This is a genomic window from Bradyrhizobium sp. T-1 (genome assembly GCF_053592855.1).
This window is the reverse complement of the sequence record NZ_CM132115.1, coordinates 3,787,474-3,807,991: the sequence shown is the minus strand read 5'-3', so window position 1 is coordinate 3,807,991 and position 20,518 is coordinate 3,787,474. Positions and strand designations below refer to the sequence as shown.

Below are 20,518 nucleotides of genomic sequence, written 5' to 3'. Positions count from 1 at the left end.
ATCGTCCGCCTAATGCGCAATTGCGCACAGGGGCGAGCGATCCAGTATTCCAGAGGCGGCAGTGATCGAAACGATAGGCCGCGGCGTACTGGATGCGCCTTCGCGGGGCATGACAGCATTCGTAATGCAGCCATCTATGCTTCTACAGCAAACATCAGCCCGGCATGATCGACCAGCCGCTTGATCAACTTGTGCTGCATCGCTGCCCCCGGCGTCCAGAGACCCGCTGGAACATCAGGCGTGTCGCGCAACAGGCAAACCGCGCATTCGGAAACCATCTTCGCCGTTGACGCATAGCCGGGATCGAGATCGCCCTTCACCGCCGCGCGCACCTGACGGCCGTCGGGAGCGATCGCAACGTAGAGCAAATCGTAATGACCGTTATCTCGCTCTTCCTTTGACGGCCCTTCACCGGGCTTGAGCGCTTGAGGGCCGGTCTTTTCGCTATTGGCGGCCATCACGCGCTTCGCGTTGGCCTGGCCCTCGTCGCCTGCTCCCGTCAGCACCATCTCGTCGTAGACAAAATCCCGGCCATAGGGGAATCCCATCAGCATGTTGGAGCGATGGACATTGCGCGTATTCAGCATCGCCATCGCGAACGGGGCGGACCAGGATTGCAGATCCTCCTCAAAAATGGGCTTGTTGCCGCGCGGCTGTTTCGGCCCCTCGAAGCCGGGTGTGAATGCGAAGGGGTCCTTGAGGATCGACACCAGGCTGAGATCCTGCGCAACGGCTTCGAAGGTGACCCTCGCGCTAGCCGAAGTGCCGCCGGAGAACTTCCAGCTGAGGTCGCGCACGCGTCCCTTGACGCGGGGCACTGGTGCTCCGAACACGCGCCTTGCTTCCTCCTGCACGAAGAACGCACCGAGCTCGAACGGGATGGAATCGAAGCCACAGGAGAAAATGATGCGCGCGCCGCTCGCCTTGGCCGCCACTTCGTGCCTGTCGATCATCTGCTTCAGCCAGATCGGCTCGCCGCAGAGATCCATGTAGTCGGTGCCCGACGCGACGCAGGCGCCAAGCAAATCGGAACCGTAGAGCTGGTAGGGACCGACCGTGGTGACGACCAGCTTCGCCTGATCGACCATGGCCCGAAGCGACGCAGGATCAGCTGCGTCTGCCACAATGAGCGGCGTGTCCGCATGTGCGCCGATCGCATCGCGAGCGGAGGCGAGCTTGTCGCTGCTGCGCCCCGCCATCGCCCAGGTCAGCACACTGTCGCCCGCGTACTGCGCGGCGAGATACTCAGCGACGAGTTGGCCGGTATATCCGGTTGCGCCGTAGAGGACGATGTCGAACTTCGACGACACGGCTACCGTTCGACCCTAAACGTCAGCCCGGCGTTCTCCTCGAGCCGCTTGATCAGTTTGTGTTGCATCGCTGCACCCGGAGTCCAGAAGCCGGCGGCAACGTCCGTTGCATCACGCAGCATGCAGATCGCGCATTCGGAGATCATCTTCGAGGTCGAGCCATAGCCGGGATCGCGATCGCCGGTGACACCGGCGCGAACCATGCGGCCGTCGGGCGCGATCGCGACATAGAGCAAATTGAACAGTCCGTTCTCGCGCTCTTCCTTCGATGGTCCCTCACCCGGCTTCGGCGCGCCCGGACCGGTCTTCTCGGCGTTGGCCGCCATCACGCGCTTGGCGTTGGCCTCGCCCTTCTCGCCGGGACCGGTCAAGACCATCTCGTCGTAGACAAAATCCTGGCCGTAGGGAAAGCCCATCAGCATGTTGGAGCGATGCACGTTGCGGGTATTGATCAGCGCCATCATGAACGGGGCGGCCCAGGACTGCAGGTCTTCCTCGAGGATCGACCTGTTGCCCTTCGGCTGCTTCGGGCCGGCAAAGCCCGGCGTCAGCGCGAACGGATCGTTCAGGATCGCAACCAGGCTCATGTCCTTGGCGACCGCATCGAAGGTCGCCTTAGCGCTCGCCGCAGTGCCGCCCGAGAGCGTGCCGCGCATGTCGCGCACGCGACCCTTCACCCGCGCGGCGGGCGAGCCGAACACGCGCTTGGCCTCTTCCTGCACGAAGAACGTACCCAGCTCGAACGGCACGGAGTCAAACCCGCAGGAGAACACGATGCGCGCACCGCTGTCCTTCGCAGCCGCCTCGTACTTGTCGATCATCTGCCGCATCCAGATCGGCTCACCGCAGAGATCAAAATAATCCGTGCCGGTGGCGACGCAGGCCGCGAGCAGTGCCTCACCATAGAGCTGATAGGGGCCGACCGTCGTAATCACCGACATCGTCCGCTCCGCCATCGCCTTCAGCGAGGCGGCATCGGCCGCATCGGCCACGATCAAGGGGGTATCCGCGGGCGCGCCGATAGCGTCCCGCACGGATTTCAGCTTGTCTAGGCTGCGGCCCGCCATCGCCCATTTGAGCTGCTTGTCGTTCTTGTAATGCGCCGCCAGATATTCGGCGACGAGCTGACCGGTGAAACCGGTCGCACCATAGACAACGATGTCGAACTTCGCAGAATTCATGATCGGCCTTTATTTCTTTGCGTAACTCACGCCCATACCGGCACGGACGTCGCTTTGAATTCCATAGGGCGGAATCGGATAGCGCAGGCCGTTCTTGGCCAGCGCCTTCATGCCCTCGATCGCCTTGGCGAGATGCGCAGGCTTCAGGGCCATCAGCATCTCCTCGTCCGGCACGCCGCCATAGCGCCGTTCGGCATAGCATGGCAAGGACAGGCTGGGCTCTCCGGTCTTGAGCGCCCGCCCCCAGGAATCCGCGCAGGCGGTCTCGCCCACGACGCCCCATTCAAACTTCTTGTAGCCGGTATATTGCAGGCCGTTGATCAGGATGATCATCTGGCCGGGCGTCGCATAGACGAGGCAGATGTCGGGGGGATCGAGCCGGCCGCTCGCGAGCGGACTGACCGCGAGCGCCTGGTATTGCCCGAACGGAACCACATCCAGCGCCTCCTGGCGCTTGCGCGCATCCGCCGCGGTGCCGTGCCAGACGCCGACATAATTTTCGCCGGCAAGCCATTTCTCGTCCTGGGGGCTGAGCCCAATCACCGCGCGGCACTGTGCGCCGACGAGATCGTCACCGGTGATGCCGACCGTCCAGCCGAGCCGCGAGGCCATGCTGACGATCTGATCCGTGGTGTGGGTCGCATTTGGCCGCCGGATTTTTGGGATAGCCTCCATCTCCGCGGCCTGCGTGAACAGCTTCATGCCGATCACCGTCGTCTTCAGCCGCAACAGGCTGTTGAGATCGGCGACGAGGCCGGCAAGATCGATCCTGTCTGCATTCTGCTGCTGCATGGCGTCCTCCGGGCCGGTGACTGCGCACCGTTGCTGCTCTTGTTCTAAGCTAATCCTTGGCAGGTCCCGGAAGCAACTCACGGGTCCGTCCCGTGACACGGTACGCCAAGAGGCCGATCCATTCGCGCATCGCGACGTCGGTCTTTTCGAGGCCGTCCCGTCCGTTACGCGCAAAGGCAAAAAGCTCGTCGCGCCCGCCCATTCGCCAGTCGACGGGATAGGCTTCGACGTCAAAGCCAGCCTCGCGAAAGACGCCGATCGAACGCGGCATGTGGAAGGCCGACGTGACCAGCAGCCACCGCTCGCCCGGTTTCGGTGCGACCAATTGCTTCGTGAAGATTGCATTCTCCCAGGTGTTGCGGGAGTCGCGCTCGAGGATGATGCGCTGCTTCGGAATGCCGAGATTCTCCAGGATCGGCGCGGAATAGTCGGCTTCCCTCGCCTCGGTCGCGATCAGGTTCGACGTGCCGCCGGTGAAGACGATACGCGCGTTCGGATAGCGCCGCGCGAGCTCGGCCGGCGCCAGCATGCGATCGGCCGCGTGTGCGACGACCGGCGTGCGATGCGCCGCCGACAGATCGGTGTCGACGGAGCCGCCGAGCACGATGATGCCGTCGGGCGCCCCGCGCAAGGAGTCCCATGGCGGAAAGCGCGACTCCAGCGGATACAGCAGGAGATTGCCGAGCGGTGAGAACGCAGACAGAGCCAGGAGGACCAACGTGGTCACGGCAAGCTTGCGGGCGAGTGCGGCAAGGCGCGTCGCCATCAACAGCAGCGACAGGATCCCAAGCTCGACCAGGAGATTGATCGGCAGCAACGCAATGCCGAGAGTCTTGGAGAGAACGAAATACAGGGGAGCCTCGCTGGAATGACCGTGCCGGGCTTGACCGGCCCGTCCATCTTCGGAAATCCTTTGAATGAGGATCGATCGCCCGGTCAAGCCCGGGCATACAGGTTCTCACGACGAGAGCTGATGAAACCGGACGGACGCGGCAAATGACCCATCACCATCTGCATTCAAGCCCCGAAACCTGCCATTGGGGCTTCTTTGAAGCCGCGCTCAAGCCCGTCCTCACCATCGCCAGCGGCGATGAGGTGACCATCGATACCATCAGCGGCGGCCCGGACATGCTGCCCGACCGCAGCAAGTTTCACATTCCCCCGGAGCTGTTCGAGGTTCATGCCAAGAACGAACGCATGCTCCCCGGCCACATCCTGACCGGCCCGATCGCAGTCGAAGGCGCCGAGCCCGGCGATGTGCTCGCCGTCGAGATTCTCGACGTCCAGCTCCGCCAGGACTGGGGCTGGAATTTGATCAAGCCGTTGTCGGGCACCCTGCCCGACGATTTCCACGAGACGCGCATCCTCAACATTCCGCTGGACCGGACACGGATGGTTGGCCGCATGCCGTGGGGGCTCGATCTGCCGTTAAAGCCGTTCTTCGGCGTGATGGGTGTTTCGCCGCCGCCGGCCTGGGGCCGCATCTCCTCGCTCGTTCCGCGCGCCATGGGCGGCAATCTCGACAACAAGGAGCTCGGCGCCGGCGCGACGCTGTTTCTGCCGGTGTTCGTTCCGGGCGCGATGTTCTCCTGCGGCGACGGTCACGGCGTGCAGGGCGACGGCGAGGTCTGCGTCACCGCGATCGAGACGGCGCTCTCGGGCCGCTTCCGGCTGACGCTGCGCAAGGATCTGCGGTTCAATTATCCGCGCGCGGAGACGACGACCCACTACATGACCATGGCGATGGACCCCGACCTCGACCAATGCGCGGTGCGGGCGTTGCGCGACATGATCGCGCTGCTTGGCGAGATGCGAAACCTGTCGCGCGAGGATGCCTATACGCTGTGCAGTCTCGCGGCCGATTTGCGGGTGACCCAGACCGTCAACGGCTCCAAGGGCATCCATTGCATGATCGAAAAGGCGGTCGTGCACGGCTGAAACCTGGCCCGCATCCCCTGCCCGCTGACGCCACACCGCCGCCCGGACTTCCGCGCGGCGCACGCGGTCGCGTCTTTTTCCCAGCGATTCCAATGCGCTGAACTGCGGCCGAAGCTCGGATTTGACTTCCACCCCCGAACCTAAATAGATTCTTAATCGTTACTTTTATGTACCTGAGTAAGAGGCTAGCGTTCGGGCCATGGCCACCGAAAAAGCCGAGACTGACCGCATTCCCGTAACCTTGGCGCTCTCGACCATCACCTACCTGGAGAAGTTGGTGAGACAGGGCACCCACGGCACCAGCGTTCCCGGCGTCGCACGTACCTTGATCGAGGAAGGCATCCGTCTCGCCATCAAAGACGGGCTTTTGTCGATCCGCGACAATGGCAGGACGTGAGCGCGCGCCGAACGTGAAGCGGACGGATCTCGAGCTGCGGTTGGTCGATTGTCGCAACCTGGGACCGTTACAATGCCTGTTCTCTCACCGACCTGGACCAACGAACGAATTGAACTTCTGAAGCAGCACTTCGAAGCCGGTCTGTCCTGCCGCGAGATCGCCGCCGACATCGGCGTCAGCCGCAACGCCGTGATCGGGAAGCTGTCGCGCCTCAATCTCACGCGCGGCCGCTCGGTCGACGAGCGCAGGCTGCAAGACAGAAATCAGGACAGGAATTCCGTGCCGCGCGCGCCGAAAGCGGTGCCCCGGTTACAATTCGAAATGCTGGCCACGATCTACGGCGACGCGGACGTGCCCGTCGCGACCGGGCCGATCGACGAGGCCAATCGCTGCTCGCTGATGGAGCTCGGCGAAAACCACTGCCGTTGGCCGATCTCGACGCCGGGGGCCGAGGATTTCTGCTTCTGCGGCAATGCCGCGCACGACGGTCAGCCCTATTGCGCCGGCCACAGCCGCCTCGCCTACAAGCCGAACTCGCGCGCGCGCATCATGCGCGGCTGAAAGCCACCGTCCCCTGCTCCACAACGAAAAACCTCCGGCAGGGCACTACCGGAGGTTCTTGGAGGCTTAGCGTGAAGCTAAGAGCCGCAACTTTTCGAAATCGGCCGAGCGGAATATAGCTGAGCAACTCAGGTAAGTAAATAAAATTGGTGGAGATCGAATCGCATAGCTCGTCTTCGTCGCTCGCGGAGGAGATCTCTGATTGTGGAATTCAGAGATTCATCAAGAAAAGCCCCGGCGGTTGCCCGCCGGGGTTCTCTGACCGAATTGCGCGATCGATGATCAGAAGTTGCGCTGAGCGCGCAGCAGCATGCTCACCGAGTTCTGGTCCTTCAGCTCATACACGGCGCCCGGCTTGGCAGCGGTGGAAATGGCCGGAGCAGTGATGGCGCCAGAGTACTTCTGGTCCAGACGCGACCAGCTCAGGTCTGCAGTGAACGCCAGGTTCTTGACCGGAGTCCAAACGGTGTTGACACCGATGACGCCGAAGTTGAAGTCCGGGTTACAAGTCGAACCGGCAACCGCGATCGTAGCGAAGTTGTTGCAGATCAGGGCCTTGCCCGTCGTGCCATACTTCAGCTGGGCATAACCGCCGTAGACGGCGCTCGCCCAGTTCGGGCTCCAGTTGTGGGTGTAGGCACCACGGAGACCCCAGGTCTTGACGGTATCGATGCCGGTACCCGTGCCGAAGACGCCGTCAGCAAGACCGGCGAAACCGACGCTCTGATACGCGCCGGAGCTGCTGCCGCTGAACATGAAGAAGCTCTGCGGGAACAGGCTCTGGAAATTGTAACGCGTTGCACCGTCCGTGTAGACAGCCTGCAGGTTGATGTTGTCGCCCGCACCAGTCGGGATGTTCTTGATCGACAACGAGCCCTGCACAGCCCAGCCCCACTTGTCCGACGGATGACCGCTGGGTTCCGTCGTGCCGTAGTAGCCAGGATGCAGATCATGCGCAGCAACCGAGATCTGGGCGAGACCCCAGGCCTGGTCGACACGAACTGCACCCGTGATATCGGGGACGCGCGTTCCACCCCAGGCATTGACGCCATAGTTGCCCTGGATGAGGGCGGCGGCAGCGTTTGCGGCAGCCGAAGTGGTCACGATGGCACCCGCACCGTTAACGGCACTGGAGGCCACGAAACCGTTGGCGTTCCACAGGTTCGACTGGCCGTTCGACGCCGTGGTCTCCTCTTCCAACGCGATCGAACCCGTGATGCCCTGGCCGAAGTCAGCCGTGTAGGCAGCCTGGTTGATGCCGTTGACGTGGTTGCTGCCGCCCGGAATGCTGTCGGGACCGCCAGCCGGATAGCTCTGCCACGGGGCATCGAAGATCGAGACCGTGCGGCCGAAGGTGAAGCCGGCGAACTGGATGAACGCATGGTAGAGGCCGAGCGTGGGCGCACCGGTCGAGAACGCCGCCGGGCTGCTGCCGGTGACGTTGGCCGTATCATAGCTGAAGATCATGTCAGCGTAGGTGCGAACGACGCCGTATTCGGTCGCCGTACGGGTGTCGACGTTGAGGTCGAAACGAGCGCGGCTATAGTAATAGTTGGTTAGACGGTTGTTTGACCCACCATTCGCACTGCTCGTGGTGTTGTTGAAACCATAGTCGCCGGCGCCGCCAAGAACGGCGTCAGCGCGCAGGTAGCCACCCAGCTTGACGCAGGTGTCGGTGCCCGGAATGTAGTAGAAACCTGCACCGTACAGCGAGCAGATCTTCACGTATTCAACCGCCTTGGCCTTGACCGGAAGATCAGCCGCCTGAGCTCCACCGACGGCGATCAGACCCGCCGCAGTGCCGAGCAAAAGGCTCTTCACCACTTTCATTTAAAACCTCCAAGTTGCTCATTTTACGGAGACCGGACCGTGAGGCCCCCCAGATCCCCGTCTCTTCAAATCCGCTCGGCCGCTTCGCGCTTTCGGACGTACCCGCATTCGACGCGAGGGACGTGAGCGAACCACCTGCAACGGGACGATCGAGAACCCCCCACCGTCAGAAATCAATATGAACGCACCGATCCATTAATCAAAATAGTTTATTAGATCAGCTTTGTGGTTTCACTAATCCTGTGTCTGCTGCGCAACACCAGCCCTGAACCAAAAAGCCTGACCTGATCATATTTGTAATTTCCGTGACACAATTACCCTGCCCTGCACTTGCGTCAGGGCAGACTTGCGTGGACTATGGCGGCCGCGAACACCGGCCAGAAAGACATCAGTTTGCGGGAGTGACGCTGTGTCAGCGACGAGGAAAGAAGGGGCGCGCCTCCGCTCCGTCGGCAATCTCGACATCATCAGGCGATTTACCTGGGAGATATCGTCGATCAACATGCACTTGGAGGAGCTGCGTCAGTTCTGGGCTAGGACGCTCGGAATCAGCGGACCGCAATGGCTGATCCTGATGGCGATTTCGGACCTCGACAAGGACGACGGCGTGCCCGTCAACGTGGTCTCCAAGCTGCTCCACGTCGATCCGTCCTTCGTCACCACCCAATCCAAGCTGCTCGAGAAGAAGGGCCTGCTGCGTCGCCGACCCTCGCCGACCGACGCCCGCGTGGTGCGGCTGTCGCTGGTGGAAAAGACGCAGAAGCACATCGCGAGCCTCAACGAGCAGTACAAGACGATTCGCGAATTCGTCTTCCAGGAGTTCGACGAAAACGAGCTGACGGAATTCACGGCCAAGCTCGCAACGCTGAAGACCCGGCTTGAGAAAGCCTGCGTCCGGATCTCCCTCGATTTCTGAAGTGCGCAGCCGCTTCCGAGAGGCCGCGCTCAGATTCGCTGATTGGCGGCACCGAGTCGCGATTCGAGCCAGTCGAAGATGTATTCGTTGGCAAGGCTCGGATTGTCGGCATGGGCCTGTGCCGCGCCGGTCTCCGCTGCTGTGAACACCTTCAGCACGATGTCGGAGCTGCCGAGCGCGGATTTCTGCACGATCTGACGCGCCCGGTCGGCCTTGAGCCAGCCGTCCTCGCCGAGCGTGATCAGCACCGGACATTCGGCGCTGGAGGCCATCAATGGCGCCTGCGGCACCGGGACGATGCTGAGGTCGCGCATCGCAAAACGGCTGGAAAAGAACGACCGCTCGTGCAGGTCCCATAGGCCACCGTCACAGACGGCTGCGGCGAGACGCGGCTCCTGCAGCACGGCACGCGCGACAAACGAAGAGCCCCACCCGTCCGCCACGATCGCAACGCGACCGAAATCGACATCCGCGCGCTGCTCCAGATAATCCATCGCGCAGCCAACCGAGCTTTCGAGATCCCGGCGCTGCATCAGCATGTCGGCGTAGTCGTCACGCTGGTCGCCGAGCAGGTCCAGCGCGAGCATCGACAACCCACGCTCGCGCGCATGCGGCGCGAGCTTGGACAAGAACTCTTCCTTGCGATGACCGGGCTCGCCAATACAGATCACCGTCGGCGCGCGACCGCTCGCCGCAGGCGCAGGCAAGAAGTAACCTCGCAACGAATGTCCTTCGACCCAGGGAATGGTCACGACTTCGCCGCCCGGCCTACGCGCCGCGACGAATCGCCGGGCGCATTCCTGCATCGCGAGCACTGCGACCCAGCGGCGTTCATCGGCCGGATCGAGCGGCATCGCGGCCGCGCCGTAGTAGTTCATCGCCCGCAGCCAGTTGCGCTGCGCCGTGGCCAGATGGCCTTCCGCAAACGCCGCCTCGGCGCGCTGCCGGTTGGCTTGCGCAAGCCTCTTCCACTCACGATGCCAGGATTGCTCGTCGTCGCGCTTCAGCTGCCGCGCGATCATCAGGCATTCGGCGATGGTGGCGCCACCCTCCTGTGCCGCAGTCAGCAGCCGCGTGAATTCAGCGGAGATATCCTCTCTCTCCGGGCAGAGGATAAAGTTGTCGGAGAGGCAAGCGGGTATCATCGGAGCGACGCTCTGTCGTGGTATTACCCCTGATTGACTAAACTATTTCAGTTCGCCAACCAAGCTGGCTTGCGCCGAATGAGACCCGTTCGAGATCACCATCGCTTGAACGCACGGCACGTGTCGCATGTGTGACATTCCGTATCATCATAAGAAGACTCGCGCGAGAGAACGGCTAAAATTGCCCGAGTAAAATGACTCGAACAAAATTAGCTGCGCACCTCTTGCAATGATGATCATCATACCCACATGCGCGCGCGATCGTTGCTGGTCTCAGCCAAGCCGCCAGCCGACCTCCTGGACAAGACTTTCGTAGAAGGCACGGTCATAGGCCTGCTCCGGCGCCGCGCGTACGCGCTCATCGAGGCGCTTGGCGTCCTCACCGACCAGGATACGCCAACGCTCCGCCTTCACACCATCGAGAATGATTTTGGCGGCCTGCGCCGCGGTCGTCGGTGCATCCTCCAGGAAGCTGCGGGCACGCTCGGCGAAGACCGCCTGGATGTCGTCGTCCGACATTTTGTCAGCATCTGGCACGCCTGCCCCAACCATCCGCTTGCGGGTCAACACGATCTCGTCGGCGTTGAGACGCTCCGATCCGTCCCCGCTTTGCACCTTGCGCGAATTGGAGACGATCGAGGTGCCGATGTGGCCGGGCATTACCACCGAGCATTTGACATGCGGTGCGTGCAGGCGGAGGTCGTTGATCAGCGCCTCGGTAAAGCCCTTCACCGCGAACTTCGCCGAGCTGTAGGCGGTATGCGCCTGGCCCATGCCGATCGAGGCCCAGAAGCCGTTGACGCTCGCGGTGTTGACGATGTGGGCTTCGTCGGCCTTGACCAGCATCGGCAGGAAGGTGCGCACGCCGAGATAGACGCCGCCCCAGCAGATGTTGAAAGTGCGCTCCCATTGCTCGCGCGTGTTGGTGAACAGGCTGCCGCCACCGCCGATGCCGGCGTTGTTGAACAGCAGGTGGATATTGTCGGTCTTCTGCTGCTCTGCGAGCTCATCGCGAAAGCGCTTGAGATGATCCTCGATCGAAACGTCGGCGACATGCGTCGTGACGCGCAGACCCTGCGGCAGCTTCTCGACCTCGCAGAGCCGCTTGGTCTCCGCCATCGCAGCCTCCGAGACGTCGCACATCGCAACATTGCAACCTTCGGCCACGAGCTGCCGGGCGAGCTCCCGCCCCATGCCCGTGCCGCCACCGGTGATGACCGCGATCTTTCCAGCAAATTCCTTCATGGGACTTCAGCCCCTCCCCTTGTCGGCCTGTTTCTTTCTCGTTGGCGCGCCGCGCATGCGACGTGCGCGAAATGTAGCAGCGCCGCATCCGCACGTAAAAGCGGATCGGCTCTGCTCTCTTTGGCCCGGGTTATTTCGGTGCGCGGACTATTCGGCCGCTTCGACCCTCGCCCCATTCAAGGCGCCGAGGGCTTCCAGCGCCTTGCGGGTGGCGGCCTGCTGCGCTGGCGAGGGTTCCGGCATCGGCGCACGTGGGTAGGTCCTGGGCAGGCCCTGAAGGGTCTGCGCATAGCGCGTGCAGGCCGGCAGATTATCGGCGATCACGGCGTTCCACAGCGTCAGCGGCTTCTTGTGCAGTTCGAGCGCGCGTGGATGATCGTTCGCCTTCACCGCATCCCACAATGCCACGGACGCGTGCGGCGCCGCAGTCAGGATTGCAGCGATCGAGCCATGGGCCCCCAGCGTGTAGGACGGATACATCAGGGCATCGACCGCACTGTAGATCAGCTTGTCCGGCGCCATCATCATGAGGTCCGCGAACAGCTTGAGGTCGCCCGCGCTTTGCTTGACGCCGATCACCAGCGGCACCTCGGTCATGATCCGCGTCAGCAGCGCCGGCGACAAGTATGACCAGGGCACGACGTTGTAGATGATGATGGGCATGCCGGTCTCATCCGCCATGGCGCGGAAATGCGCCACCATCGCCTCGTCATCCGGCTTGAACAGATAGTGCACCGGCGTGACCTGGAGTGCTGCGACATTCATGTCACGCACCAGCTTGCCGCGGCGGATCGCATCGCGCGTGGAGTCCACGATGATGCCGGCGATCACGGGAATACGTCCCTTCACCGCCTCCACCGTCGCTGCCATCAGGTCGCGATATTCCTCGTGGTCGAGCGTATGACCCTCACCGGTCGAGCCACCGGCCGCAACGCCATGCGCGCCGGCGCCGATCAACCAGTCGACCTGGGACGCCACGAGCTCATAGTCGATCTCGCCGTCTTTCCGGAACGGCGTCGTCATTGGCGGGATCACCCCGGTCGGTCGTGCCTTCATGGTCTGCCCTCGCGTTTCCGAAACTGGCGAGCCCGCCGACTTCGGAGCCTACCGGCTCCGAGGAGGCTGTGAAGCGCCCCCGGCGCGGCACAGCCCTTAGAATCCAGCATTCCTACGGGCATTTCTTTTCCGGTTCCCCGTAATTGTCCGGCTTCGGTTTAGGGGCAATTTTTTTACAATCCGAATCGCCAAATGGATTCCGGACGCTGGGTCGAGTCGGCCAGGCCAGCGTGTTGTTCGTGTCACAGGCTCTGGCACTCCGCTTGCATCCTCTTCGTGGTCTGAAACTACCGATGAGGTGACAGGAATGTTCGTGACCGTCGTTGCCGTGCTCTGCCGGCTGAGCGCAGTCAGCTCAGGCAGTTGCATCGAGGAAATCGTGACCGACAGCAACATGACGCCCGAGATCTCGATGATGCAGTGTGCGATCGGCGCCCAGGCCCCGCTTGCAAAATGGATGGACGAGCATCCGATCTATCACGCCAACTGGCGCCTCGACCGCTACAAATGCGTGCCGGGCCACTATGAGATCAAGGGCCACGCCTAAGGCCTCGCAAACCATTGCCTCGAGGAAACGCCCGGAGCCGCTCTCACGACTGCGGAGGCTTGCAGCGCACACCCGCCCCACCCCTCGGCGGATTCAAGTCGACTTGATTTCCTCGCGCAGTCCCAGTCGCGACGGACTCAAATGCCAACCGCAACTTTGCGTTTTCGCTGAAACGCCAGGAATCCCACGGCGGCGAATCCCAAACACATCATCGCCCAGCTTGAGGGCTCGGGAACAGCAGACGAGATGGCAACCGCGCCGTCGGCGATGTAGCGAATCCCGCCGCTGCAGCTCCAGTTGTTGCACTCGAACGACTGGCCGCCAGCTCCGCCCACGATCGCATCCACGCCCGGTACAGTCAGTGGATTGGCGAATGTCAGCTGGATGTACCGCTGGTAAGCCAATCCATCCGAGAGGAAGATCGTGACCGTATCGGTCGGATTGTTGATGTTGGAATTCCAAACACCGGTATAGACATCGCCGGTCATGGCGATACCCGTCGTGGTCACAATGTGGACCGGTCCGTTGTAGCCATACACGTTGATGGCGAACGTGCCATTCAGCGTTCCGCCGTCCGATGAACCATTCGGCAGGACGAACTGGAGATCACTGAGATTCCAAATAATATCTGCATGCGCCGATGAAATCGGATTGGCACAGATTGCGCCAAAAGCGAGAGCCGCCGCCGTGACCATGGCCTTGAGTGACTTCATGACGTCCACTCCCTGCTGCATTTTTTTGAATGCTGCTCAATTTCAATGATTAAATCAAGTTTAATTAGAGGTTTCGCCGCTTATTCGGCCCGATCGGCATCCGATTAAATGTTTAAAGTGTGAGTAGAGCCGCCGGCGTTTCTTCGTGATGCAGCCGCCGACCAGCGCCGACGTGACGCGCCCCTCGTCATCCGGTCGGCAACAAAGAAAGGCCGCCTCGCGGCGGCCTGTCTCGAAGTCAGCTTGACGTGGTGTCAAAAAATTAGGTCGAGCAAATCCAGCCCCGGGATGAAAACAACTAACGATACAAACCCTGCTGCCCGGTCAGCGGACGTTAGGATCACCAACTCGCTCTTGCCAATCTAAATCGTTGTTCCCAAAAGGGAACCTTCATATTTGGTCATAGCGCTCTCCCCCTCGCGCTCTCCCCCTCGAAACGCGCCGAGGAGAGGCGGAGTTGGTTCCCCACCGCGGCGGCGAAGAAAGATCGCATTTGAGGGACTGTTTCAACGGTATTTCAGCAGGTTTTACATAAGGTTATACGACCAACCCCAGGAGGTGCAGATGCAATATCCGCCCGATCATGGATTGCCACTCGTGCAACTGAAGGAGCGCCGGCGAGAGATGGTCGTCGCGCTGCAGAACCGCGTCGGCGCCATCAGCGACGACGAGCTCAGACAGATTGCTGATATCCAGCAGGCGATTTCCGCCTTCGAAGACGTCATCGCAGATATCGACTGCGAGCAAAACGAGGCGCGGTCCGAGGCCATGGAGCGGCCGGGCCATCTGTTTCCTGCCTTTGGACGACGAAGCGCTGTTCACTCTCCGGCCTAATTCATTCCGGGACCGAGGCAGCAGCGGCTTAGTCAACGAGCCCGCGCCCCATCAGGCGATGGCGTGCAGGATCATCTTGCGCGCCCGTCGCCCTTCCGGCGTCGGCATCAGTGCGTAATTGTGCGGCTGATCGCGGAGCAGGTGCAGCTCGACCGGCACGCCTGCCGCCCTCGCCCGCGCGGCGAGATCGACGCTGTCGGGATAGAGCAGATCGCGCGTGCCCGAGAATATCGTCATCGGCGCAAGCGAACGGAAAGCACCGTTGAGCGGGCTGACGAAGGGATGGCCGATATCAAGCGCACCGGCATAGGGCCGTCCCGCTTCGATGATCCCCGGAATATCCTGAATCGGATCGCGCGCCGCGATCGCCATTTGCTCCGGACGGCTCACCGAGGCATCCGCTGCGGGCGAGATCAGCACCAGCCGATTGGGCTGCCGATGGCCGCGGTCACGCAGCCATTGGCACGCAGCAAGCGCAAGGCCCGCGCCGGCCGAGTTGCCGACCACTGTGACCTCGGCAGCTGCCGCGTCTTCCAGCAGCATCCGCAACAGCTCGGCCGTCTTCGGCACGACATCCTTGGCAGTCGCGCGCGGCGCGAGCGGATAGATCGGCACGACGCAGACGACGCCCGCCTTGCGCGTCATCTCCCCGACAAAGCACCAATGCGCCGGCACGATCTCATTGATGTAGCCGCCGCCATGCAGGAACATAACGAAGTTGCAGCCTTCATAACCCGATGACGGCGTCGTGTAATAGACCGGCCAGCCGCCCATCTTGGTCAGCGTCGCCTCGACGCCACGGCCAAGCCCCGTCGGCTCAAACGATGCCGGCGCCAATGCGAGCTTCTGCACATGCGCCTGCACGGCCTCGACCGATGCGAGTTGCCCCTTGTTGGGAAGCAGTCCGAGCAGCAAGTTGAAGAGGCGGCTCTGCAAGCTCGGCGCGGGATCGCTTGAAGGTTTGCCCTGCGAGAAATTGCATTCGCAAAGCCGCCCGATCGACAGCATCTTCGCAACGCTCATGCTCCTGCCCTCAACTGCTGCGCCAGGCCGGCACCAACTCGCTTCTATCTCTCGGCGACCGGCCGGCCTATAATGCGAGCATTCACTCGCTTTTCCTACTCGCATTCGAACCGTAGGTCTCATGGCGCGCAAACCACCGACAAAACCCCGGAAAAATGCCCTGCAGGAGCGCTCCCGCGCCACCGTCGACGCGCTGGTCGAGGCAACTGCTCGCATTCTGGTTCGCGAAGGTTTCGAGAAGACGAGCACCAACCGGATCGCGGAGGTCGCCGGCGTCAGCGTCGGCTCGCTCTATCAATATTTCCCGAGCAAGGAGGCCCTCGTCGCGGCCGTGATCGACCGTCATCACGAGGAGATCATGGGCATCGTTCGCGCGACACTCTGCGATGTCATGGACATGCCGATCGAGAAAGCCGTGCGCCGCCTCGTCACCTTTGCGATCGACGCACACCGCATCAACCCCAAACTGCACCGCGTGCTCGCCGAGCAGATCCCCCGCGCCGGAAAGCTCGACGTCGAAGCCTTCAACCGCGAGGTCCATACCCTCGTGCGCGCCTATCTCGACAGCCACCGCAAGGAAATGCGCAAGATCGACCTCGATGTCGCAACCTTCATCTGCGTCAGCACGATCGAGGCAGTCGCGCACAACACGGTGCTGAACCCGGCCGAGATGCTGCCGGAGAAGACGGTGCGGACGCTGGTGGACGAGACGACGCGGATGGTGGTGGGGTTTTTGAAACCTTCCGCGTAGCGTTCGCAGCTCAGCCAGGGCTCATGACTCCAAGTTGGGCTTCGGCGGATGCGCTCCCGACATAACGACCGGCGACATCGGCAAACCCGACGTCGGCCTTCGGCAAACTCTGGCGCAAAATCGTCGACATGGGTGCAGATCGATAGAGAAACACGGCGAAACAATACGGGCATTGCAATTGCTTCCTGGAGCTGTGCGAATGAGGGGACAGTTCGGGCCACCAAAGCGAGCAATAAATTAGCGACCTGAAGACCTCGAGCTTCGAACGACCTGCATCGACGTACGGTCCGGGCTAAGGAGACGATGTTGAAACGATTGATGGTCTTGCTTGTCGTGTTGGCTGTGATGCACGCCATAGCCCACATGCACGCGGCCATGCAAATTGGCGAAGCTCATGCAGCACATGAAGATGGACGTGCGACCACATTCGTTGGGGCTGCGCACGGTGTGTGGGCGCAGCAAGGATTGAAGCTGGTGGGCACTGGCGCTGCTGGCAGTTCTTTGCAGGGTCGCTCCGTCGCTTTGTCCCTGGACGGCAACACTGCTTTGGTCGGCGGCGTTGCGGACGACGGCTATCTTGGGGCAGCGTGGGTCTACACTCGCAAAAGTAACGATGAGTGGGTGCAGCAGGGACCGAAGTTGGCCGGCACCGGCGCCGTTGGAAGCTCCGACCAAGGCGTTTCCGTCGCACTGTCCGCCGACGGCAATACCGCCATTGTTGGCGCATATGGCGACAACGGCGGCATCGGGGCGGCCTGGATCTACATGCGCAAGGATGGCGCGTGGATGCAGCAAGGACCGAAGCTGGTCGGCACTGGCTCCATCGGGGGCACCCAGCAAGGCTTGTCCGTCGCGCTGTCTGGTGATGGCAGTACCGCAATTGTGGGCGGACCTGGCGACGACGGCGGCGCTGGCGCGGCCTGGGTCTATACCCGCGGCAGTGACGGCGTGTGGGCGCAGCAGGGATCGAAGCTACTCGGCACCGGCGCCGTTGGAAACTCCCAACAAGGTTATTCCGTTGCACTGTCCTCCGACGGCAATACCGCGCTGGTTGGCGGGATTGCCGATCACGGCGGGATCGGAGCAGCCTGGAGCTATGTTCGCCGTAGTGACGGCGTGTGGACACAGCAGGGATCGAAGCTGGTCGGCACTGGTGCTGTACATTCCGCACAAGGTGTTTCCGTCGCGCTAGCCGCTGACGGCAAGACCGCGGTGGTCGGCGGGCCCAGTGACACCGGCCTCGTCGGGGCGGTTTGGGTCTACACTCGCCAAGACCGCGGGTGGGAGCAGCAAGGATCCAAGCTGGTCGGCGCCGGCGCTATGGGAAGCTCCTATCAAGGCATTTCGGTCGCGCTGTCTGCCGATGGCAATACCGTGATGGTCGGCGGGGATTCCGACAACGGCTACGTCGGTGCGGCTTGGGTCTACAGCCGCAGTCACGGTGAGTGGACGCAGCAAGGGTCCAAACTGGTCGGCGCTGCGGCTAGAGGTTCCTACCAAGGCGTGTCCGTCGCGCTTTCCGGCGATGGCAATACGGCCATTGTCGGAGCATATGCCGATGACGCTGGCGCTGGGGCGGCCCGGGTCTATGTCCGCACTGAGGGTGCGTGGACACAGCAGGGATCGAATCTGATCGGCACTGACGCTCAAGGCAGTGTGCGGCAGGGTTATTCCGTCGCACTGTCCGCCGACGGCAACACCGCCGTTGTCGGCGCGCCCCTGGACAGCGGTCTCAGCGGGGCAGCCTGGGTCTATACCCGCAAAAGCGGCGCCTGGGCTCAGCGAGGATCGAAGCTTGTCGGCACTGGCGCTGCTGGACATGCGTTCCAAGGCCTCTCCGTCGCAATGTCCGCCGACGGCAAGACCGCGCTGGTCGGCGCGGATTACGACGATGGCGGCGTCGGAGCCGCCTGGGTCTATACCCGCGGTCATCATGATGTGTGGACGCAGCAAGGATCGAAACTGCTTGGCTCCGGCGCGATAGGAACGTCCGCCCAAGGTGTATCCGTCGCACTTTCTGCCGACGGCAATACCGCCATCGTCGGCGGGCGTGACGACGATGGCGGCAACGGCCGCGGCGCGGCCTGGGTCTTTATCCGCAATAAGAAAGGTGTGTGGGCGCAGCAAGGATCGAAGCTGGTTGGCACTGGTGCTATCGGGAGCTCTCTACAAGGGCGTTCAGCCGCCCTTTCCGCCGACGGAAACACTGCAATTATCGGCGGGATTGCCGACGATGGTTACGTCGGAGCGGCGTGGGTCTATACGCGCAGTCGTGATGGCGTGTGGGCGCAGCAAGGGCCGAAGCTGGTCGGCACCGGCGCTGTTGGAACGTCCTACCAAGGTGTTTCCGTAGCACTGTCTGCCGATGGCAATACCGCCATTGCCGGCGGATATCTCGATAATGCCGGCGCTGGCGCGGCCTGGGTCTATACCCGCAGTCCCAATGGTGAGTGGACGCAGCAAGGATCGAAGCTGGTCGGCACTGGCGCCCGCGGCGAAGCCGAACAGGGCTACTCCGTCGCGCTGTCAGCCGACGGCAACACCGCCATTATCGGTGCGCCCACCGACAGCGGGCATGGCGGAGCGGCGTGGGTCTATACGCGCGATCGTGATGGCGTATGGACGCAACGAGGGTCGAAGTTGGTCGGCACCGGCGCGATTGGAAATGAAATCGAACAAGGCTATTCCGTTGCTCTGTCCGCCGACGGCAACACCGCGATCATAGGCGGCCCTTTCGACAACGGCCATCTCGGCGCGATGTGGGTGTTTTCCCAAGAAGCCCCAAACTGCACCGCATGCTCGCCCAGCAGATCCCCCGCGCCGGCAAGCTCGACATCGAAGCGTTCAACCGCCAAGTCCACACCTTAGCGCGCGCCTATCTCGACAGCCATCGCAAGGAGATGCGCGAGATCGACCTTGATGGCGCAACTTCATCTGTCAGCACGATCGAAGCGGCCACGGACAACATAGCGCTGAACCAGGCCGAGATGCTGCCGAAGGCGGTACGGACGCTGGCGGACGAGACGACGCGAATGGTGGTGGGGTTCTTGAAACCTTCGGCGCAGCGCTCGTCTTCAAGAATGCGTGTGTGAGCCCTTCGACGGCTTGAATCGCTCACAGAAGCCCTACCTATCCGCGCAGGCGAAATACCTGAGAAAGTCAGCTGATGAAATCACCAGAATGGAGGGGAATTATCGTCGCGTCCGCGATTGCGTTCCTGTCGGTATCCCTTTTGGCGGCCGACGCACTCCTGGACCTTAACGCCGGCGCGGTGCTCAAACGCCTGGAGAGCGCACAAGCCTCCTTGGTGGACACGATGGGGCATCACCAACTCGCCTTCGCCGTCAGGTCATGGGCCCGCGGCAACGCGCCTCCTGAGCAGCCGTGCCAGCACAGCGCGTGCTGATGCCGCCAAGCACCGACTCATTGCGAAAACAGGACATCGCTTGCCGATCAGCGATCGCGCAAGCATTGGGCTCTTCTCTGAAGAAAATGGTCGGAGCGAGAGGATTTGAACCTCCGACCCCTAGTCTCCCAGACTAGTGCGCTAACCGGGCTGCGCCACGCTCCGAACGTCGTTCCATTAGCCAGGATCGCCGCTTTGCGCAAGGCGAGGTCGCACCATTTTGGTGTCTTCGCTCAAAGCCCGGGGGAACGGGCCGCAAAGCGGACGAAAAGGCCCTCAGCCATCCTTCAGGGCCAGATCCAGCATCTCCTTGCAAGCGACGAGCTCACCAAGCGCCCGTTCCAGCCGTTCCCGGTCCAGCGCACTGGGGCCAGCCGGCGCGGCAGCAGCGCCGCCCTTGCGGAAGGTGGTGAGGATCTCCTCGTCGTCGACCTCGGTGAAGCGGAAGTCGATGCCTTCCTCTTCATCGCCCTGATAGTCGTCATCGTCGGCATCGGTGATGCCCTTGATGGGCGCCTCGTCGTCCGGCTCCATCAGGCTCGCCCCGATGGCGTCCTCGATGGCCCCGAACGAGACCGCCGCCGAGCTGTCAGCCAGCCCCTGCACTGATTTGACGCCGTGCTCTTTCAGGATCCGCTGCACCCCGCGGATGGTGTAGCCCTCCCCGTAGAGCAGCCGGCGGATGCCCTTGAGCAAATCGACATCGTCGGGGCGGTAATAGCGGCGGCCGCCGCTGCGCTTCATCGGCTTGATCTGGGAGAATCGCGTCTCCCAGAACCGCAGCACGTGCTGCGGAATGTCGAGTTCCTGCGCTACTTCGCTGATGGTTCGGAACGCATCCGGCGCCTTGTCCAAATGCCAAATCCTTTTCCG

General features: G+C 62.3%; 20 protein-coding genes, 1 tRNA gene and 1 pseudogene. 10 read left to right on the top strand and 12 right to left on the bottom strand.

All coding sequences use genetic code 11. From position 1 onward, the window contains the following. Window positions 1-134: 134 nt before the first annotated feature. Genes ACWAT4_RS18325 through ACWAT4_RS18310 form a run of 4 tightly spaced genes read right to left on the bottom strand, consistent with a single transcriptional unit; the run spans window position 135 to window position 4,100 of the window. Window positions 135-1,310 (bottom strand): saccharopine dehydrogenase family protein, encoded by a 1,176-nt coding sequence (locus ACWAT4_RS18325; RefSeq protein ID WP_212300997.1) that lies wholly within the window; start codon window positions 1,308-1,310, stop codon window positions 135-137. A 2-nt stretch (window positions 1,311-1,312) separates the two neighbouring features. Next, the gene (locus tag ACWAT4_RS18320) at window positions 1,313-2,491 is read right to left on the bottom strand and encodes a saccharopine dehydrogenase family protein (protein WP_212300998.1); all 1,179 of its coding nucleotides are present in this window, start codon (window positions 2,489-2,491) and stop codon (window positions 1,313-1,315) included. A 9-nt stretch (window positions 2,492-2,500) separates the two neighbouring features. Then, a complete protein-coding gene (locus ACWAT4_RS18315; RefSeq protein ID WP_212424498.1) occupies window positions 2,501-3,283 on the bottom strand; it encodes a DUF169 domain-containing protein in 783 nt (260 codons plus the stop codon). Window positions 3,284-3,332: 49 nt separating this feature from the next. Continuing rightward, window positions 3,333-4,100, bottom strand: coding sequence for a YdcF family protein (locus ACWAT4_RS18310; RefSeq protein WP_212301125.1), 768 nt, complete (start codon window positions 4,098-4,100; stop codon window positions 3,333-3,335). A gap of 179 nt (window positions 4,101-4,279) precedes the next feature. Here ACWAT4_RS18310 and ACWAT4_RS18305 point away from each other — a divergent pair, with 179 nt between their 5' ends. The 3 genes from ACWAT4_RS18305 to ACWAT4_RS18295 all read left to right on the top strand — a co-directional run bounded on the left by ACWAT4_RS18305 (window position 4,280) and on the right by ACWAT4_RS18295 (window position 6,179). Further along, the gene (locus tag ACWAT4_RS18305; RefSeq protein ID WP_212301000.1) at window positions 4,280-5,221 is read left to right on the top strand and encodes an acetamidase/formamidase family protein; all 942 of its coding nucleotides are present in this window, start codon (window positions 4,280-4,282) and stop codon (window positions 5,219-5,221) included. Window positions 5,222-5,420: 199 nt separating this feature from the next. After that, complete coding sequence (locus ACWAT4_RS18300) at window positions 5,421-5,618, top strand: hypothetical protein (RefSeq protein WP_007603456.1); 198 nt, start codon at window positions 5,421-5,423, stop codon at window positions 5,616-5,618. Window positions 5,619-5,690: 72 nt separating this feature from the next. Continuing rightward, on the top strand, window positions 5,691-6,179 hold the full coding sequence (locus ACWAT4_RS18295; RefSeq protein WP_212301001.1) for a GcrA family cell cycle regulator: 489 nt from the start codon (window positions 5,691-5,693) through the stop codon (window positions 6,177-6,179). 282 nt (window positions 6,180-6,461) lie between these two features. Here ACWAT4_RS18295 and ACWAT4_RS18290 read toward each other — a convergent pair whose 3' ends face one another. Continuing rightward, a complete protein-coding gene (locus ACWAT4_RS18290; RefSeq protein ID WP_212301002.1) occupies window positions 6,462-8,009 on the bottom strand; it encodes a porin in 1,548 nt (515 codons plus the stop codon). A 409-nt stretch (window positions 8,010-8,418) separates the two neighbouring features. Between ACWAT4_RS18290 and ACWAT4_RS18285 the strand changes: the two genes are divergently transcribed. Beyond that, window positions 8,419-8,925: a MarR family winged helix-turn-helix transcriptional regulator gene (locus ACWAT4_RS18285; protein ID WP_212301003.1), complete on the top strand. Its 507-nt coding sequence runs from the start codon at window positions 8,419-8,421 to the stop codon at window positions 8,923-8,925. A 29-nt stretch (window positions 8,926-8,954) separates the two neighbouring features. Here ACWAT4_RS18285 and ACWAT4_RS18280 read toward each other — a convergent pair whose 3' ends face one another. The 3 genes from ACWAT4_RS18280 to ACWAT4_RS18270 all read right to left on the bottom strand — a co-directional run bounded on the left by ACWAT4_RS18280 (window position 8,955) and on the right by ACWAT4_RS18270 (window position 12,371). Further along, window positions 8,955-10,070: an alpha/beta hydrolase family protein gene (locus ACWAT4_RS18280; RefSeq protein WP_449731060.1), complete on the bottom strand. Its 1,116-nt coding sequence runs from the start codon at window positions 10,068-10,070 to the stop codon at window positions 8,955-8,957. Between the two features lie 273 nt (window positions 10,071-10,343). Beyond that, window positions 10,344-11,315 carry an SDR family NAD(P)-dependent oxidoreductase gene (locus ACWAT4_RS18275; protein WP_449731059.1) on the bottom strand — a complete coding sequence of 324 codons (972 nt, stop codon included), beginning with the start codon at window positions 11,313-11,315 and terminating at the stop codon, window positions 10,344-10,346. A gap of 147 nt (window positions 11,316-11,462) precedes the next feature. Beyond that, entirely contained in the window at window positions 11,463-12,371 is a 909-nt protein-coding gene (locus ACWAT4_RS18270) for a dihydrodipicolinate synthase family protein (protein WP_449731058.1), read from the bottom strand. A gap of 307 nt (window positions 12,372-12,678) precedes the next feature. Between ACWAT4_RS18270 and ACWAT4_RS18265 the strand changes: the two genes are divergently transcribed. After that, window positions 12,679-12,918 (top strand): hypothetical protein, encoded by a 240-nt coding sequence (locus ACWAT4_RS18265; protein WP_212301007.1) that lies wholly within the window; start codon window positions 12,679-12,681, stop codon window positions 12,916-12,918. Between the two features lie 137 nt (window positions 12,919-13,055). Here the strand turns inward: ACWAT4_RS18265 and ACWAT4_RS18260 are convergent. Further along, window positions 13,056-13,157 (bottom strand): annotated as a pseudogene (locus ACWAT4_RS18260) (PEPxxWA-CTERM sorting domain-containing protein); the annotation flags it as partial. 1,038 nt (window positions 13,158-14,195) lie between these two features. Between ACWAT4_RS18260 and ACWAT4_RS18255 the strand changes: the two are divergent. Then, window positions 14,196-14,465 (top strand): hypothetical protein, encoded by a 270-nt coding sequence (locus ACWAT4_RS18255; RefSeq protein WP_212301134.1) that lies wholly within the window; start codon window positions 14,196-14,198, stop codon window positions 14,463-14,465. 51 nt (window positions 14,466-14,516) lie between these two features. Here the strand turns inward: ACWAT4_RS18255 and ACWAT4_RS18250 are convergent, their stop codons facing one another. Beyond that, the gene (locus ACWAT4_RS18250; protein ID WP_449731057.1) at window positions 14,517-15,488 is read right to left on the bottom strand and encodes an alpha/beta hydrolase fold domain-containing protein; all 972 of its coding nucleotides are present in this window, start codon (window positions 15,486-15,488) and stop codon (window positions 14,517-14,519) included. A gap of 121 nt (window positions 15,489-15,609) precedes the next feature. Here ACWAT4_RS18250 and ACWAT4_RS18245 point away from each other — a divergent pair, with 121 nt between their 5' ends. From ACWAT4_RS18245 to ACWAT4_RS18230, 4 genes are all read left to right on the top strand, one after another. Beyond that, window positions 15,610-16,239 carry a TetR/AcrR family transcriptional regulator gene (locus ACWAT4_RS18245; RefSeq protein WP_449731056.1) on the top strand — a complete coding sequence of 210 codons (630 nt, stop codon included), beginning with the start codon at window positions 15,610-15,612 and terminating at the stop codon, window positions 16,237-16,239. Window positions 16,240-16,542: 303 nt separating this feature from the next. Next, complete coding sequence (locus ACWAT4_RS18240; protein ID WP_212424491.1) at window positions 16,543-19,107, top strand: WD40 repeat domain-containing protein; 2,565 nt, start codon at window positions 16,543-16,545, stop codon at window positions 19,105-19,107. Next, window positions 19,035-19,331: a hypothetical protein gene (locus tag ACWAT4_RS18235; protein ID WP_212424490.1), complete on the top strand. Its 297-nt coding sequence runs from the start codon at window positions 19,035-19,037 to the stop codon at window positions 19,329-19,331. The genes ACWAT4_RS18240 and ACWAT4_RS18235 overlap by 73 nt, the downstream gene beginning before the upstream one ends. A 74-nt stretch (window positions 19,332-19,405) precedes the next feature. Then, window positions 19,406-19,645: a hypothetical protein gene (locus ACWAT4_RS18230; protein ID WP_212301012.1), complete on the top strand. Its 240-nt coding sequence runs from the start codon at window positions 19,406-19,408 to the stop codon at window positions 19,643-19,645. An 87-nt stretch (window positions 19,646-19,732) separates the two neighbouring features. On the opposite strand, the gene ACWAT4_RS18225 is transcribed toward ACWAT4_RS18230, so the two are convergent. Both ACWAT4_RS18225 and ACWAT4_RS18220 read right to left on the bottom strand, forming a co-directional pair. Next, window positions 19,733-19,810, bottom strand: a tRNA-Pro gene (locus ACWAT4_RS18225). A 111-nt stretch (window positions 19,811-19,921) separates the two neighbouring features. Then, a complete protein-coding gene (locus ACWAT4_RS18220; protein ID WP_212301013.1) occupies window positions 19,922-20,500 on the bottom strand; it encodes a MerR family transcriptional regulator in 579 nt (192 codons plus the stop codon). Window positions 20,501-20,518: the final 18 nt, after the last annotated feature.